18 protein-coding genes are annotated in these 15,558 nt (G+C 59.6%); 10 read left to right on the top strand and 8 right to left on the bottom strand.

Translation table 11 applies throughout. The features are described from left to right. Positions 1-10: 10 nt before the first annotated feature. The 6 genes from V7Q10_RS03360 to V7Q10_RS03385 all read right to left on the bottom strand — a co-directional run bounded on the left by V7Q10_RS03360 (position 11) and on the right by V7Q10_RS03385 (position 6,886). Entirely contained in the window at positions 11-259 is a 249-nt protein-coding gene (locus V7Q10_RS03360; protein ID WP_333867631.1) for a formate dehydrogenase subunit delta, read from the bottom strand. Further along, positions 249-1,046, bottom strand: coding sequence for a formate dehydrogenase accessory sulfurtransferase FdhD (gene fdhD, locus V7Q10_RS03365; RefSeq protein ID WP_333867632.1), 798 nt, complete (start codon positions 1,044-1,046; stop codon positions 249-251). Before fdhD ends, V7Q10_RS03360 begins: the two co-directional genes overlap by 11 nt. After that, on the bottom strand, positions 1,043-3,919 hold the full coding sequence (gene fdhF / locus V7Q10_RS03370) for a formate dehydrogenase subunit alpha (protein WP_333867633.1): 2,877 nt from the start codon (positions 3,917-3,919) through the stop codon (positions 1,043-1,045). Before fdhF ends, fdhD begins: the two co-directional genes overlap by 4 nt. Further along, complete coding sequence (locus V7Q10_RS03375; RefSeq protein ID WP_333867634.1) at positions 3,916-5,442, bottom strand: formate dehydrogenase beta subunit; 1,527 nt, start codon at positions 5,440-5,442, stop codon at positions 3,916-3,918. The genes fdhF and V7Q10_RS03375 overlap by 4 nt, the downstream gene beginning before the upstream one ends. Further along, positions 5,439-5,906: a formate dehydrogenase subunit gamma gene (locus V7Q10_RS03380; RefSeq protein WP_333867635.1), complete on the bottom strand. Its 468-nt coding sequence runs from the start codon at positions 5,904-5,906 to the stop codon at positions 5,439-5,441. The genes V7Q10_RS03375 and V7Q10_RS03380 overlap by 4 nt, the downstream gene beginning before the upstream one ends. 86 nt (positions 5,907-5,992) lie before the next feature. Then, entirely contained in the window at positions 5,993-6,886 is an 894-nt protein-coding gene (locus V7Q10_RS03385; protein ID WP_333867636.1) for a LysR family transcriptional regulator, read from the bottom strand. 132 nt (positions 6,887-7,018) lie between these two features. Here V7Q10_RS03385 and V7Q10_RS03390 point away from each other — a divergent pair, with 132 nt between their 5' ends. The 4 genes from V7Q10_RS03390 (at position 7,019) to uvrC (ending at position 10,939) form a co-directional block, all read left to right on the top strand. Further along, positions 7,019-7,807, top strand: a complete 789-nt coding sequence (locus V7Q10_RS03390; protein WP_333867637.1) for a S49 family peptidase — start codon at positions 7,019-7,021, stop codon at positions 7,805-7,807. After that, on the top strand, positions 7,808-7,996 hold the full coding sequence (locus V7Q10_RS03395) for a hypothetical protein (RefSeq protein WP_333867638.1): 189 nt from the start codon (positions 7,808-7,810) through the stop codon (positions 7,994-7,996). Next, complete coding sequence (locus tag V7Q10_RS03400) at positions 7,993-8,772, top strand: SDR family oxidoreductase (protein ID WP_333867639.1); 780 nt, start codon at positions 7,993-7,995, stop codon at positions 8,770-8,772. The genes V7Q10_RS03395 and V7Q10_RS03400 overlap by 4 nt, the downstream gene beginning before the upstream one ends. Positions 8,773-9,082: 310 nt before the next feature. Further along, a complete protein-coding gene (gene uvrC / locus V7Q10_RS03405) occupies positions 9,083-10,939 on the top strand; it encodes an excinuclease ABC subunit UvrC (protein WP_333867640.1) in 1,857 nt (618 codons plus the stop codon). Positions 10,940-11,013: 74 nt separating this feature from the next. On the opposite strand, the gene V7Q10_RS03410 is transcribed toward uvrC, so the two are convergent. Together V7Q10_RS03410 and efp are read right to left on the bottom strand one after the other, a co-directional pair. Continuing rightward, on the bottom strand, positions 11,014-11,220 hold the full coding sequence (locus V7Q10_RS03410) for a cold-shock protein (protein WP_054005407.1): 207 nt from the start codon (positions 11,218-11,220) through the stop codon (positions 11,014-11,016). A 325-nt stretch (positions 11,221-11,545) separates the two neighbouring features. Next, entirely contained in the window at positions 11,546-12,112 is a 567-nt protein-coding gene (gene efp / locus V7Q10_RS03415) for an elongation factor P (protein ID WP_333867641.1), read from the bottom strand. Between the two features lie 88 nt (positions 12,113-12,200). Between efp and epmA the strand changes: the two genes are divergently transcribed. From epmA to V7Q10_RS03445, 6 genes are all read left to right on the top strand, one after another. Beyond that, complete coding sequence (gene epmA / locus V7Q10_RS03420; RefSeq protein ID WP_333867642.1) at positions 12,201-13,238, top strand: EF-P lysine aminoacylase EpmA; 1,038 nt, start codon at positions 12,201-12,203, stop codon at positions 13,236-13,238. 203 nt (positions 13,239-13,441) lie between these two features. Next, on the top strand, positions 13,442-13,648 hold the full coding sequence (locus V7Q10_RS03425) for a DUF1272 domain-containing protein (RefSeq protein WP_442885812.1): 207 nt from the start codon (positions 13,442-13,444) through the stop codon (positions 13,646-13,648). Positions 13,649-13,776: 128 nt separating this feature from the next. Further along, entirely contained in the window at positions 13,777-14,442 is a 666-nt protein-coding gene (gene pgsA / locus V7Q10_RS03430) for a CDP-diacylglycerol--glycerol-3-phosphate 3-phosphatidyltransferase (protein WP_333867643.1), read from the top strand. Then, complete coding sequence (moaD, locus tag V7Q10_RS03435; protein ID WP_333867644.1) at positions 14,439-14,687, top strand: molybdopterin converting factor subunit 1; 249 nt, start codon at positions 14,439-14,441, stop codon at positions 14,685-14,687. Before pgsA ends, moaD begins: the two co-directional genes overlap by 4 nt. Continuing rightward, the gene (locus V7Q10_RS03440; protein ID WP_333867645.1) at positions 14,688-15,128 is read left to right on the top strand and encodes a molybdenum cofactor biosynthesis protein MoaE; all 441 of its coding nucleotides are present in this window, start codon (positions 14,688-14,690) and stop codon (positions 15,126-15,128) included. Between the two features lie 60 nt (positions 15,129-15,188). After that, the coding region (locus V7Q10_RS03445) for a hypothetical protein (RefSeq protein WP_333867646.1) at positions 15,189-15,558 on the top strand (370 nt) is incomplete at its 3' end.

Genomic DNA, 15,558 nt, shown 5'->3' on the forward strand with positions numbered 1-15,558 from the left:
GACTATTTGTTCAGGCTGCCAAAGCAGGGCGCTTGATCTGCGGCGCGGCTTCTAAAACCAAGGGGCGCAGGCCGGCACCGCCTGCGTCAATCACCTCGAAAAACTGGATGCGCATGCGCGGCTCCCAGAAATCATTGATATGGCTTGCCAGCAGATCGACGCCTTCGGCATGAGGTTTTGATTCCATGAACTTGGCGATCTGATTTGCCATATAGATCAGCTTGGCATGCGGGCCTTCGTGGTGCGAATTAAGCGACATCTGCGTTCTCCTGCGTGATGCGGTCGATGTGGGTATAGGCCTCGAAGCGGTCTGAGCGCGCAAGGGCGATCAGGGTTATTCCGGCATCTTCGGCAAGCTGGACGGCATGGGCGGTCGGGGCCGAGACCGCGATCAAAATCGGCGCACCAAAGGCCGCGACCTTTTGCACCATGTCAATGGAAACGCGGCTGGTCAGCACCACCGCCCCTTGCGGCTGCGGATTGCGGCCAAGCGCGCCGATCAGCTTGTCCAGCGCATTATGGCGGCCGACATCTTCGCGGGTCATCCGCAAGTGGCCGGACCAAAACCCAGCCGCATGCACGGCGCGGGTGGCGTCATGCAGCGGTTGCGCCGATGGCAGGTCTGCCACCGCCGCCATGATCTGCGAGGGGGTCATATGGAACCCCGTTTGCGGCACTTTCGCCACCTTGCGCAGCGCCTCTTCCAGACTGTCGATGCCGCAAAGACCGCAGCCAACTGGCCCCGCCATGGTGCGCCGCCGCTTGGCAAGACGGGCCTCGGCATCATCACTAAGCCAGATTTGCACATCCAGCCCCAGCGGGGTTTCAACCACCTCAAGGCTTTGAATTTCCTCGGGTCTTGCGATGCCTTCGGTCAGGGCAAAGCCATAGGCAAAGTCGTGCAGATCGGCGGGCGTGGCCATCATTACCGCTTGGGTCGATCCGTTAAACGACAGCGCAATCGCAACCTCCTCTGGCAGCGCGCGGCTGCCAGAGCCCGCGCCTGCCCCGAAGGACAGGCGAGAGAGGTTGCGCTGCGTCTTCATTCCGCCGCTGCGATCCGGCGCGACTGGGCCGCTTGGGCGTTATAGTCTTCCTGCCATTCGGTCGGGCCATTCGAGGGCGCAACCTGCACCGCCGTGACCTTATATTCTGGGCAGTTGGTGGCCCAATCCGAATAATCGGTCGTAATGACGTTTGCCTGCGTGTCTGGATGGTGGAAAGTGGTGTAAACCACGCCCGGATTAACCCGATCTGTCAGCGTCGCGCGCAGGGTGGTCTCGCCCGAGCGGCTGGCAAGGCGGACGAAATCGCCGTCTTTGATGCCACGGGTCTCAGCGTCATGCGGGTGGATTTCCAGCAAATCCTGATCGTGCCACACCACGTTGTTGGTGCGCCGTGTTTGCGCGCCGACGTTATATTGCGACAAGATCCGCCCCGTGGTCAGCAACAGCGGGAAGCGTGGGCCGGTGCGCTCATCGGTGGCCACATATTCGGTGTTGATGAACTTGCCCTTGCCGCGCACAAAGCCGTCGACATGCATCAAAGGCGTACCATTCGGCGCCTTTTCGTTGCAAGGCCATTGCACTGAGCCTTTTTCTTCCAGCAGATCATAGCTGACACCGGCAAAGGACGGCGTCGTCATCGCGATTTCATCCATGATTTGCGAAGGATGGGTATATGTCCAGTTCGCGCCCATCGCATTCGCCAGCATCTGGGTGACTTCCCAATCAGCATAGCCATTGCGCGGTGCCATGACTTTGCGCACGCGGTTGATGCGACGCTCGGCATTTGTGAACGTTCCTTCCTTTTCAAGGAAGGTCGAGCCGGGCAGGAAGACATGGGCGTAGTTCGCGGTCTCGTTCAAGAACAGATCATGCACGATCACGCATTCCATCGCCGCCAAACCGGCTGCGACATGCTTGGTGTCGGGGTCCGATTGCAGGATGTCTTCGCCCTGGCAATAAAGCCCTTTGAAGGTGCCCTCGACAGCGGCATCCAGCATGTTTGGAATCCGCAGGCCGGGTTCGTCGTCAATCTTGACGCCCCAGATCTTTTCAAAGATGTCGCGCACCGCCTCGCCTTTGACGTGGCGATAGCCGGGCAGCTCGTGCGGGAACGATCCCATGTCGCAAGAGCCTTGCACGTTGTTCTGGCCGCGCAGCGGGTTCACACCCACGCCCGGACGGCCGATATTGCCGGTCATCATCGCAAGGTTGGCGATGCCCAGAACCGTGGTCGAACCTTGGGAATGTTCTGTAACACCAAGGCCATAGTAGATCGAGCCATTGCCGCCCAAAGCGTAAAGACGGGCGGCGGCGCGCAGCTCTGCGGCGTCAACGCCGGTCAGCAGCTGCACGGCTTCGGGCGAGTTTTGCGGTTGGCTGACGAATTCGGCGTAGTCTTGGAATTCATCCCAATCGCAGCGGTCGCGGATAAAGGCCTCGTTGAACAGGCCTTCGGTGACGATGGTATGCGCCAGCGCTGTCACCACGGCGACATTGGTGCCGGGGGTCAGGGCAAGGTGATGCTGCGCTTTGATATGGGCGCTTTGCACGATATCGGTGCGGCGCGGGTCAACCACGATCAGCTTGGCCCCCTTGCGCAGACGCTTTTTCAAACGGCTGGCAAAGACAGGGTGGCCGTCGGTTGGGTTGGCGCCAATGATCAGAACAACATCGGTTTCTTCTACCGAATCAAAGTCTTGGGTGCCTGCCGAGGTGCCAAGCGTCTGGCCAAGGCCATAGCCGGTGGGCGAATGGCAGACCCGCGCGCAGGTATCCGTATTATTGTTCATAAACACAGCGCGCGTCAGCTTTTGCACCAGATAGGCTTCTTCATTGGTGCAGCGCGACGAGGTGATCACCCCCACCGAATGGCGACCGTGCTTTTCAATCAGCCCGCCCATCCGCTTGGCGGTAAAGGCCATCGCTTCGTCCCAAGACACTTCTTGCCATGGGTCGTTGATGCTGTCGCGGATCATCGGGTTCAGGATGCGGTCTTTGTGGCTGGCATAGCCATAGGCAAAGCGGCCCTTGACGCAAGAATGGCCGCGGTTGGCCTTGCCGTGCTTGTAGGGCACCATGCGCACCAGCTCGTCGCCGCGCATTTCGGCCTTGAACGAACAGCCAACGCCGCAATAGGCGCAGGTGGTGATGACCGAACGTTCTGGTGTGCCGATCTCGATGATCGACTTTTCTTGCAGCGTTGCGGTTGGGCAGGCCGCCACGCAAGCGCCGCAGGACACGCAATCTGACGACAGCGCATCGTCGGTTTTGGCGCCAAAAGACACCCGCGAGTCAAAGCCACGGCCTTCGATGGTCAGCGCAAAAGTGCCCTGCACCTCTTCGCAGGCGCGCACGCAACGCGAACACACGATGCATTTCTGCGGATCATAGCTGAAATAGGGGTTGGAATCGTCGCGCGGAATATAGTGCGGATTGGCCTCGCCCGAGGTGTTTTTCACCTTGAAATGCGTCTCGATCGCCTCGTAACGCACATCGCGCAGGCCGACGGCACCCGCCATATCCTGCAATTCGCAATCGCCATTTGCCGAACAGGTCAGACAATCCAGCGGGTGATCCGAGATATAAAGCTCCATCACGCCACGGCGCAATTGCTTCAGCTTGGCGTTTTGGGTTTTCACCTTGAGGCCGGGGGCAACCGGGGTGGTGCAAGACGCGGGCGTGCCGTTGCGGCCCTCGATCTCGACCAGACAGAGGCGGCAAGAGCCAAAGGCGTCAACCGAATCTGTGGCGCAAAGTTTTGGCACCGAAATGCCCAGTTCCGCCGCAGCTCGCATGATCGAGGTGCCCTCGGGCACGGTGACGTCAAAGCCGTCGATGGTCAATGTGACCATTTGTTTTGATTTCGAGGCAGGGGTGCCGAAATCGCGGTCGGGGATGATGAAGTCTTTCATTCGGCGGCTTCCTTCATGGCGTTGAAGTCATCAGGGAAATGGGTCAGCGCAGACAGAACCGGATAGGGCGTAAAGCCCCCAAGCGCGCAAAGAGACCCGGATTTCATGGTGTTACACAGATCGGTCAGCAGCGGGATCGCCGCTGCATCGCCCTTGGCGATCCGGTCGATGGTTTCGGTGCCGCGCACGGCTCCAATGCGGCAAGGCGTGCATTTGCCACAGGATTCAATCGCGCAGAATTCCATCGCAAAGCGGGCTTGCGACAGCATATCAGCCGTATCGTCAAACACGGTCAGGCCAGCGTGGCCGATCAGCCCCTCTTTGCCGGCGAATTCCTCATAGCCAAACGGCGTATCAAACAGCGCGCGCGGGAAATAAGCCCCAAGCGGCCCGCCAACCTGAACCGCCTTTACAGGCCGCCCCGAAGCCGTTCCGCCTGCGATTGTGTCAACGATTTCACCCAAGGACAGGCCAAAGGCGATCTCATAAAGACCGCCGAATTTGACGTTGCCCGCGATTTGCAGCGGGATGGTGCCACGCGAACGGCCAAGGCCGAAATTCTTGTAATGCTCGGCGCCTTTTTCAAAGATCACCGGCACAGAGGCCAGCGAGATCACGTTGTTCACAACCGTCGGCTTGCCCATGAAACCTTCAAGTGCGGGCAGCGGTGGCTTGGCGCGCACAACGCCGCGCTTGCCTTCAAGGCTGTTCAGCAGGCTGGTTTCTTCGCCGCAGACATAGGCCCCGGCCCCAACGCGGATTTCGATGTCAAAGGCCTGGCCCGAGCCCATAACCGAAGCGCCAAGCACGCCTTCGGCCTGTGCCAAAACCACGGCTTTTTGCATCACATCAATCGCAATGGGATATTCCGAGCGGATATAGACAAAACCCTTGGTCGCCCCCGTGGCCAGACCTGCGATGATCATGCCTTCGATCAGCGTCAGCGGGTCGCCTTCCATCAGCATGCGGTCGGCAAAGGTGGCGCTGTCACCTTCGTCGGCGTTGCAGACGATATATTTGCGGTCAGCCTGCGCATCGGAAACGGTTTTCCATTTGATGCCGGTGGGAAAGCCCGCGCCGCCACGACCGCGCAGGCCGGAATTGGTCACCTCGGCCACAATCTCGGCTTTGGCCATCGCCAGCGCGCGGGTCAGGCCGGTAAGCCCGCCTTGGGCGCGGTAATCGGCCATCGACAAGGGGTCAATCACGCCAACACGGGCAAAGGTCAGGCGGGTCTGCGCCCGCATCCACGGCAGATCATCGGTCAGGCCAAGCGCCTTTGGGTGGGCGGCCAGATCGCCAAAAAGTGCGGGCACATCGGCCAGCGTCAGCGGACCAAAGGCCATCCGGCCCGCAGGGGTTTCGACCTCTGCCATCGGTTCCAAGAACACCATGCCGCGCGAGCCGTTGCGCACCAGTTCAAGCGCGATGCCTTTGGATTTTGCATGCAGGTGGATGGCCTGTGCGATTTCGTCAGCACCCAGAGCCACGGCCGCCGAATCGAGGGGGAGGTAAAGTTTCATTTGATGTCCCCAATGATGGCGTCGATACGGGCTTCGTCGATGCGGCCAATCAGCTTGCCGTCCAGCATCGCCGCAGGGCCACAGGCGCAAAGGCCAAGGCAAAAGATCGGGTCAAGCGTGACTGCGCCGTCGGCCGAGGTTTCGTGCCAATCCAGCCCCAGTGCTTTTTGGGCATAGGCTGCCACCCGGTCGCCGCCCATGGCCTGACAGGCCTCGGCGCGGCAGAGTTTCAGCACATGCCGACCCGCCGGCTTTTCGCGGAAGTCATGGTAAAAGCTCATCACACCATGCGCCTCGGCGCGGGTGATGTTCAGATCCTTGGCGATGATCGGCAAAGCCTCGGGCGGAACATAGCCGAAATCGGCTTGCACGGCATGCAGGATCGGCAAAAGCGAACCCTCCATGTCCTTGTGCGCATAGAGAATTTCTTCGAGGCGGGCAGAAAGAGTGGCGGAATCGAGCATATGACGGCCTTTTGCTAGCTTGCCTGCTAGATACGCCGTTTGATAGCGATATCAATATTGATTTATCGTTATACGATAGGTTTTACCTATCGACGCAGCCGCGAAGACAGCCGCGCGGCCTCGTCCAGCAGGGCTTGCAGCACCGGGGTTTGCGGCTCGCGCTTTGTGGTGATCAGGCCGACAAGATGTTCAGCCTCGGGCTCGACAATCGGCAGCGAGACCAGATCGCCCGAGCCTATGAACATCTCTGCCAGCTTTTTCGGCACCACCGAGGACCAGCGCCCCGATTTGACATGGGCAATCAGCGCGATTGTCGAATTGCTTTCCACTGTGGCGGCAACGCGCAGACCTGCTTCGGCCATATGGGTGTTGATGATGCGGCGGTTTTGCATATCGCCGGTCAGCAGGCACAGGGGTTCTGCGACCAGATCAGACCATCTGACCCGCGCGAGTTTGGCAAGCGGCGCGTTTGGCGCGCAGAGAAAGCGGTAGAATTCACTGTAAAGCGGGGCCTGCGCGACGCGGCCCAAGGGTTCATTATCCAGATAGGTGATGCCTGCATCGAGTTCGAGGTTTTCGATTCCGGTCAGGATCTCGGCCGAGGTGCGCGACAGGATGGTGACGCGCATATTGGGATGGCGGGCGGTGAAAGGCGTGGTGAGCTCGGCGATCATCGGCAAAGCGGTGGGGATCACCCCGATGCGCAGATTGCCAGAGAGGCCAGAATGCACCGTGCGCATCTCGTCGCGCATCGCGCGCATGTCGCCAACAATGCGGCGCGCCCAATCCAGCACCCGCAGGCCTTCGGGGGTGAGACCCTGAAACCGCGAGCCGCGAAATACCAATTGCACGCCAAGCTGGTCTTCCAACTGGCGAATCGCCGAGGACAGGCTGGGCTGGGTGACGCCGCAAAGCTCTGCCGCGCGGCCAAAGTGACGCTCGGCGGCAAGGGCAATGAACATTTCCAATTTGTCGATCATGGCGCGAGGGTGGCTGGTATTTTCTGCCGGTGCAAGGCGGGGGTGGGGCGGCGGAGCCTCCGGCGGGGATATTTATGCCAAGATGAAAGCACGGGCGTTGTTAGTTTTGGGATGAGCGCTTAGATTGTGGCGATGAAAAGATTTATTCCCTTTATGAAGAAAGACCCCGTGGTGCCGGTGATCCGGCTGTCGGGGGCGATTGGCACCGGGCGCGCTGGTCTGAGCGATGCGGGGCTGGCGCCGGTGATTGAAAAGGCTTTCAAGATGAAGCCTGCTGCGGTGGCGCTGGTGATCAATTCGCCGGGCGGCTCGCCGGTGCAATCGAGTCTGATTGCGGCGCGGATCCGGCGCTTGGCGCAGGAGCATCAGGTGCCGGTGCATGCTTTTGTTGAGGATGTGGCGGCAAGTGGCGGCTATTGGCTTGCCTGTGCGGCGGATGAGATTTGGGTCGACGATTCGTCCTTGGTCGGGTCGATTGGGGTGATTTTCGCCTCTTTCGGCTTTACCGAGGTGATGGCGCGGCAGGGGATTGAGCGGCGGGTGGTGACGGCGGGCAAGTCGAAAAGCTTTGCTGATCCGTTTTTGCCGCAAAAGCCCGAGGATATCGAGCGGTTGCGCGCCATTCAGGCACCGATTCATCAGGCCTTTATTGCCCATGTGACGGCGCGGCGCGGCAGCCGTTTGGCCGAGGCCGATCTGTTTAATGCCGATATCTGGGTGGGCCAGGCGGCGGTTGATCTGGGGCTTGCCGATGGCGTGGCGCATTTGGTGCCGAAGCTGCGCAGTCTTTACGGTGAAAAGCTGCGGATGGTGCCTTTGGGGCAGCGGCGCGGGCTTGCCAGCCGGTTGGGGCTTGACCTTGCCGGAGAGGCGCTTGCAACTTTGGAGGAGCGCGCGCTTTGGGCGCGCTTTGGGCTTTAAATGGTCAAAGCGGTTCTGTTTTTTCTGTTGATCATGGTGGCGATTGCCATGGTCGGTAATGCGATGTTTCCAGGCTCGGTGGGTCGCAAGCTGCGCAAAAAGCTTGGCGTCAAGCCGCCCCCTGTTTGTCGGGGCTGCGGGCGCTATATGATCGGCTCGACGGGCTGTGATTGCAAAAAGGGCGGATGATGCGGGCTTTGGTGACGGGGGGCGGTAAGCGTTTGGGGCGGGCTATGGCGCTGTATTTGGCGCGGCGCGGCTATGATGTGGCGGTGCATTTTGCCTCGAGCCGCGCCGAGGCCGAGGCGGTGGTTGCCGAGATTGCCGCGATGGGGCGGCGTGCGGTGGCCTTGCGCGCCGATCTTTTGGTGGAAAGTCAGGTTGAAAAACTGATCGCTACGGCGGTGCAGGGATTGGGCGGGCCGTTGACGGTTTTGATCAATAATGCCTCGATCTTTGAGTATGACAATATCCACACCGCCAGTCGCAAAAGCTGGGATCGGCATATGGAGAGCAATCTGCGCGCGCCTTTTGTGCTGACGCAGAATTTTGCCGCACAGGTGCCTGCGGCTGGCCGCGATGCGGCGGGCGAGATCGTGGCCTCGGGGCTGGTGGTGAACATGATCGATCAGCGGGTTTTGAAGCTGACGCCAGAATTCATGAGCTATACCTTGGCCAAAATGGGGCTTTGGGCGCTGACGCAGACTGCGGCGCAGGCCCTGGCGCCGCAGGTTCGGGTGAATGCGATTGGGCCGGGGCCGACTTTGCAGGGCGCGCGGCAGAGTGCGGCACATTTCACGGCGCAGCGCGCGGCGACTGTGCTGACACGCGGCGCAAATCCGGCGGATATCACCGCCGCGCTGGGGTATTTTTTGGATGCTGTTGCGGTTACGGGCCAGATGATTGCCGTTGATGGCGGTCAACATTTGGCTTGGCAGACCCCTGATGTCTTGGGCGTGGAATAGCTTTTCGGGCATTGGTTAATCTGACTTGTGCACTTTTTACATTTCATTCATGGAATAGTTAAAAAAGCCGTTAGATTTCAGGTGTCTGGCGGCTATACCAATTATAAACCGTTTAATATCAATGGTTTAATAATTTGCCTAAAAAATAGGCAAACCGCAGAAGTGGGTGAAAAACAAGGTGAATTCGGGGATATGGAAAACTTTTCCGCCAAGTTATCCACAGAAACGGTGGACAGATTATCCCTTGCCCCCATGCCATGATCATTGCAGCTAAAGGTAGAATCACTGAGCCTCAGAGACGGTTTGAAAGATGAATGAAAATACACAAACCGGCCAAGAGATCATTCAGGGCTATTTGAAGCTTTTGGACGGCTCGCCTGGGGTCTACCGGATGCTGAATGCGGCCTCTGAGGTGCTGTATGTCGGCAAGGCGCGTAACCTGCGGGCGCGGGTTTCGAACTATGCGCGCTCTTCTGGGCATTCGGCGCGGATCGCGCGGATGATTTCGGAAACCGCCTCGATGATGTTTCTGACAACGCGGACCGAGACCGAGGCGCTGCTGCTGGAGCAAAACCTGATCAAGCAGTTGAAGCCGCGCTATAACGTGCTGTTGCGCGACGATAAATCCTTTCCCAATATTCTGATCAGCCGCGAACATGCCTTTCCGCAGCTGAAAAAGCATCGCGGCAAGCGCAGTGAAAAGGGATCCTATTTTGGCCCCTTTGCCAGTGCGGGGGCGGTGAACCGCACGTTGAACCAGCTGCAAAAGGTGTTCCTTTTGCGCAATTGCACCGATGCGATGTTTGAAAGCCGCACCCGGCCCTGTTTGCAATATCAGATCAAGCGCTGTGCCGCACCTTGCACCGGGCGGATCGACCTTGCGGGCTATGCCGGGTTGGTGGCGGATGCCGAGCGGTTTTTGCAGGGCAAGACCACGGCGGTGCAGGCCAATCTGGCGGCGGAAATGGGCGCAGCCTCGGAGGCGATGGAGTTTGAACGCGCCGCCGCCCTGCGCGACCGGATCAAGGCGCTGACGCAGGTGCAGCAATCGCAGGGCATCAATCCTGCGGGGGTGGCCGAAGCCGATGTGGTGGCGCTGCATCTGGAGGGCGGGCAGGCCTGCGTGCAGCTGTTCTTTATTCGCGCCAACCAAAGCTGGGGCAACCGCGATTTCTATCCGCGCACCGGAGCGGGGGCAGAGGAGGCGGAAATTTTGGAGGCGTTTTTGGCGCAGTTCTATGACGATAAGGAACCGCCAAAGCTGATCTTGTTAAGCCATGCGATCGAGAATGAGGATCTGATCGTTGATCTGCTGTCGGAACGCGCGGGTCGCCGGGTTGAAGTGGCGGTGCCTCAGCGCGGTGAGAAGGCCGAGCTGGTGGAAAACGCGCGACGCAATGCGCGCGAGAGCCTTGCGCGCAAGATGGCCGAAGGGGCGACGCAGAACAAGCTGTTGGCGGGGCTGGCCGAAGCCTTTGATCTGGACGCGCCGCCGACGCGGATCGAGGTTTATGACAACGCGCATATCCAAGGATCGGATGCGGTGGGCGGCATGATTGTCGCCGGAGCCGAGGGGTTTTTGAAATCGCAGTATCGCAAGTTTAACATCAAATCTGCAGCCGGTGCCAATTCGGACGATTTTGGCATGATGCGCGAGGTCATGACGCGGCGATTCGAGCGGTTGCTGAAAGAAGACCCGGATCGCAGCAGTGGCGCTTGGCCGGATTTGCTGTTGATCGACGGCGGTGCTGGGCAGGTTTCGGCGGTGGCGGGGATTTTGGCCGAGCTGGGTGTTGACGATATTGCCATGGTCGGCGTCGCCAAAGGGCTGGACCGGGATGCAGGCAAGGAAGAATTCTATCGCACCGGCCTGCCGGTGATGGCCCTGCAGCGCAATGATCCGGTTTTGTATTTCATTCAGCGCCTGCGCGACGAAGCGCACCGCTGGGCCAATGGTGCGCATCGCGCCAAGCGGGCCAAGGCGGTTTCGGTGACGCCGCTGGATGATGTGCCGGGGGTCGGGGCAGTGCGCAAGCGCGCTTTGCTGGCGCATTTTGGCTCGGCCAAGGCGGTGTCGCGGGCGGGGGTTTCGGATCTGATGGCGGTGCCGGGGGTGTCGGCGACCATGGCGCAGGCGATTGCCGATTTCTTTAGCACCAAGAGCTGAGGTGCTGATATGCAAACGGGGGCCAGCTTGCGCGGCCCCCGTTTAGAATTCTAGTGGCTTTACGCCGCTAAGGCTTATGCCAAAGCGAGGTTGATCGCCGACTCGCGGCCGTCACGGCCTGCTTCGATGTCGAAGGTCACTGCTTGACCGTCGTTCAGCTGACGGATGCCAGCACGCTCCATTGCGGAGATGTGAACGAACACGTCCTTGTTGCCGTTTGCTGGTGCGATAAAGCCGAAGCCTTTGGTTGCGTTAAACCATTTCACGGTGCCATTAGCCATCGTGTGTCTCCTAAGTTTGGTATGCCATCCGCGGAATGCGATGACGTGGCTCAGTCGTAAAGATCGATAACTGAAGCCGTAAGGAGACAGATTTTTCGATAGATAGCGTTTCGCCCTGACTACATGCGCCTTTTTTCGATTCGAAACAAGGGGCGGGGGGTGATTCCTTTTGGATCGGCGGTTTTTCGACACAAAAGGCTGGGGGCGCTGCCCCCGCTTCGCGCTGCGAAGCTCCCCCGGGATATTTAGGGACAGATGAAAAATTTGAGATAAGGTTTAGGCAAAGCCCGCCGCAGCGGCTGCGGGCGGGCTTTGGATTTGAGGCCTAGTCTTGGGCGCGGCCTTGGTAGGAGAGGTCTTCGGTGTTGATGACCACGCGGGTGCCGGCACCGATATGCGGCGGCACCATGATGCGCACGCCATTGGTGGCGATGGCGGGTTTATAGGAGGAGGAGGCGGTTTGGCCTTTGACCACCGGTTCGGTCTCGGCGATTTCGACCGTGACGCGCTGTGGCAATTCAAGGGCGATGGCGACACCGTCATAGGTTTTCAGATAGACTTTGATGCCATCGGTCAGAAAGGCTTTGTCGTCGCCCACGACATCGGGGTGCACCGCGAATTGTTCATAGGTGGTGGGTTCCATGAAGTGGAAGCCTTCGGTGTCTTCATAGAGGAAGTCGTATTCGCGCTCGTCGACATTGGCTTTTTCCACCATTTCCGTGGTGCGCCAGCGTTCGGCGACTTTGACGCCATCCGAGATGCGGCGCATATCGACCGAAGTGGTGGGGGTGCCTTTGCCGGGGTGGAAGTTTTCGGCTTTGAGCACGGCGTAGAGTTTGCCGTCCATCTCGACGACATTGCCTTTGCGGAGCGAGGAGGCGATGACTTTCACGTCTGTTTCCTTGTTCTTGGGAGGCCCCAAGGGTAAGGGGCGCGGATATATCGGGGTGGCTTTAGCCTATATGACGGGAAATCTCCAGATGGCTGATAAAAATAGCGCGGCGGCTTGGTGGCAGCCTGAGCGGCATGCGGATCGGCGCGGGCTGTTGCTGGAGCGCAACCGGATTCAGGCGCGGATCAGGGCTTGGCTGGCAGAGCGCGACTTCATCGAGGTCGACCCTTCGGCGCTGGCGATTTCGCCGGGCAATGAGGCGCATCTGCACGGGTTTCGCACCGAGGCGATTGGCAATGACGGTCTGGGGCGGGCGATGTATCTGCACACCTCGCCCGAGTTTGCGATGAAAAAGCTGTTGGCGGCGGGCGAGCGGCGCATCGCCAGTTTCGCCCATGTCTGGCGCAACCGCGAGCGGGGGGCTTTGCACAGCCCTGAGTTTACCATGCTGGAGTGGTATCGGGTGGGCGAAAGCTATGAGGTTTTGATGGCCGATATGATGGCCTTTTGCAGGCTGGCGGGCGGGGTGTTGCAGTTTCGCGGCGCGGTCTGTGACACGGGGTTGGAGCCTGAACGGCTGTCGGTGGCCGAGGCGTTTTTGCGCTATGCCGGGGTCGATCTGCTGGCGAGTATTTCGCCCGATGGTGCGGTCTTGGCATCGGTTTTGCGCGGTGAGCTTGTGCGGGTGGGGCTGCGGGTGGCCGAGGATGACACCTGGTCGGATATGCTCAGCCGTGTCTTGGGCGAGTTGGTCGAGCCACATCTGGGCATGGGGCGGATCACGATTTTGGACGAATACCCCGCCGCCGAGGCTGCCTTGGCGCGGCGGCACCCGAGGGATGCACGGGTGGCCGAACGGTTCGAGGTTTATGCCTGCGGCGTGGAGCTTGCCAATGGCTTTGGCGAGTTGACCGATGCAGGCGAGCAGCGGCGGCGCTTTGGGGCCGAGATGGACGAAAAGGCCCGGGTTTATGGCGAGCGCTATCCTTTGGACGAAGATTTCCTAGCGGCATTGGAGATTATGCCGGCAGCGGCGGGAATTGCCCTGGGGTTTGACCGGCTGGTGATGCTGGCCACGGGGGCGCCGCGGATTGATGATGTGATCTGGGCGCCGGTGGCGGGGTGAGGGGGCTGCAAATAAGCCTAACTGGGCTTCGTGGCGCAGCATGGGATGCTGTGGTTTTGCGAGCGCAATTTGAACATTTTTTCGGATGGCCTCCCGATCTTATAAAATAAGTTTATATCGGAAAGAGCTAATCAATGCTGGAACTTGGGCCAAATTGTGAGTGATGCGACAAAGATCTTCCGCCTGACTTATCGGATGCTCGTATCTGTTCTTACGAATGCACTTACTGTGCTGAATGTGTTGCAAACGTGGTTCATGATGTCTGCACAACAGTGGTGGTGGATTCGTTCCGCACCCTTGGATTGAAAAATCAGCCTGCAAGTGTCGTGCGCATTTGCTCAAATTGGATGCGCGATCAAATCGATGATCTGAGTTCCAGGCTGCGAGACCTGCCGCCTGCGTTGCGATAGGGTCAAGACCAACACCTCGCGTCTTTCATCGCGCCAGCGTACCGCGAGGAAGATGTGTAAATACTGATCCAGCAACCGCCCTAATTTTCGACCTTTCGCGGCGGGGGCGCATCGGCTAGGACTTGGGCATGAGATGGTCCATTCCGAACATATTGACGGTCTTGCGTCTGCTAGCGGCCCCGGGTGTGGCTGTGATGTTTTTGTATTTCGCGCGGCCCTTGGCGGATTGGTTTGCGCTGACGCTGTTTATTCTGGCGGCGATCACCGATTATTTCGACGGCTATCTGGCGCGGCTGTGGAAGCAGGAAAGCAAGTTTGGCGCGATGATGGACCCGATTGCCGATAAGGCGATGGTGGTGATCGCGATCATGGTGCTGACAGGCTATTCGGGGATGAACCCTTGGCTGATCTTGCCCGCGACGGTTATTCTGTTTCGCGAGGTTTTTGTCTCGGGTCTGCGCGAATTCCTTGGCGCTAAGGCGGGTTTGCTGAAGGTGACCAAGCTGGCGAAATGGAAAACCACGGCGCAGATGGTGGCGATTGCGGTGCTGTTTCTGGGCACCGGCTTGGAATATCTGAACGGCGTGAAAATGCACGGCATGACGCCGGATCAATATCTGGACGCGGTCTCGGCGGGCTTGGCCGACCCTGTGCGCGCCTGTGGCAAGCGCGATTGTGCCAGCCTTGCGGGCGATGTCGGGCTTGTGCTGATGTGGGTCGCGGCGGTGCTGACGGCGATCACCGGCTTGGATTATTTCCGCAAATCGCTGCCGTATTTGAAAGACGACACATGATCGAGGTGATCTATTTCGCTTGGCTGCGCGAACGCATCGGGGTGCCGCGCGAAAGCCTTCAGACCGCGGCGCTGACGGTTGCCGATTTGGTGGCAGAGTTGAGCGCGCGTGAGGAGCGTTATGCGCTGGCTTTTGGCGATCTGGCCTCAGTGCGGGTGGCCTTGGATCAAGAGCTTGCCGATTTTGCGGCACCGCTTGCGGGCGTGCGCGAGGTGGCGTTTTTTCCGCCGATGACCGGGGGCTGAATGCGGGTTGTCGTGCAAGCCGAGGCTTTTGACGCAGGCGCCGAGCTGAACGCCTTTTCGGCGCAGGCTGCCGGCGCGGGGGCGGTGGTCAGCTTTACCGGGCTGGTGCGCGACAATGGCGGCGCGCTGTCAATGATGGAGATCGAGCATTATCCCGGCATGACCGAAAAGGCGATTGCCGCGATGATGGATCAGGCCGCCGCGCGCTGGGCGCTGATAGATGCGCTGGTGATCCACCGCTTTGGCAGGCTGGCGGGGGCGGATCCGATCATGATGGTGGCGGTGGCGTCTAAGCACCGGGTTGATGCCTTTGAAGCCGCGGAGTTTTTGATGGATTATCTGAAATCGCGCGCGCCGTTTTGGAAGAAAGAAATCTCGGCGACGGGTGGCGCATGGGTTGCGGCACGCGATGAGGATGAGGCCGCGCTCAAGCGCTGGTAAATTCATCAAGCCTCGGTCTGCGTAAAGATTGTGTTAACCAGCCTGTGGCAAGGTTGCGGCATGGAACAAAGCCCTTTGACCTCAGTTTATTTTACGGTTGCTCTGCGTCATGCGGGCGATGATCTTTTGGTTCTGGAACTGCCGCGCCTGCGGGCGGCGATGCAGCTGACCCAAGGCGAGCTGGCCTTTGTGATGCCGGCTTGGGTGGTTTTGCCGGATCATTTGCACTGCATTTGGCAGCTGCCTGCGGGGGATGCAGATTTCACAACCCGCTGGCGGCGGATCATGCGGCGGTTTGATGTCAGCTTGCCAAAAGGCCCGCGGCGGCTGGCACAGATTATGGGCGGCGAGCGCGGGATTTGGGCGCAAGATTTTCTGGCAGAACCGATTGGTTCAACGGGTGCTATGGCGCAGCGGATGGCAGATTTGG

Origin of the sequence: Cypionkella sp. (genome assembly GCF_036782355.1) — a bacterium.
In the GTDB taxonomy this organism is placed as follows: domain Bacteria; phylum Pseudomonadota; class Alphaproteobacteria; order Rhodobacterales; family Rhodobacteraceae; genus Cypionkella.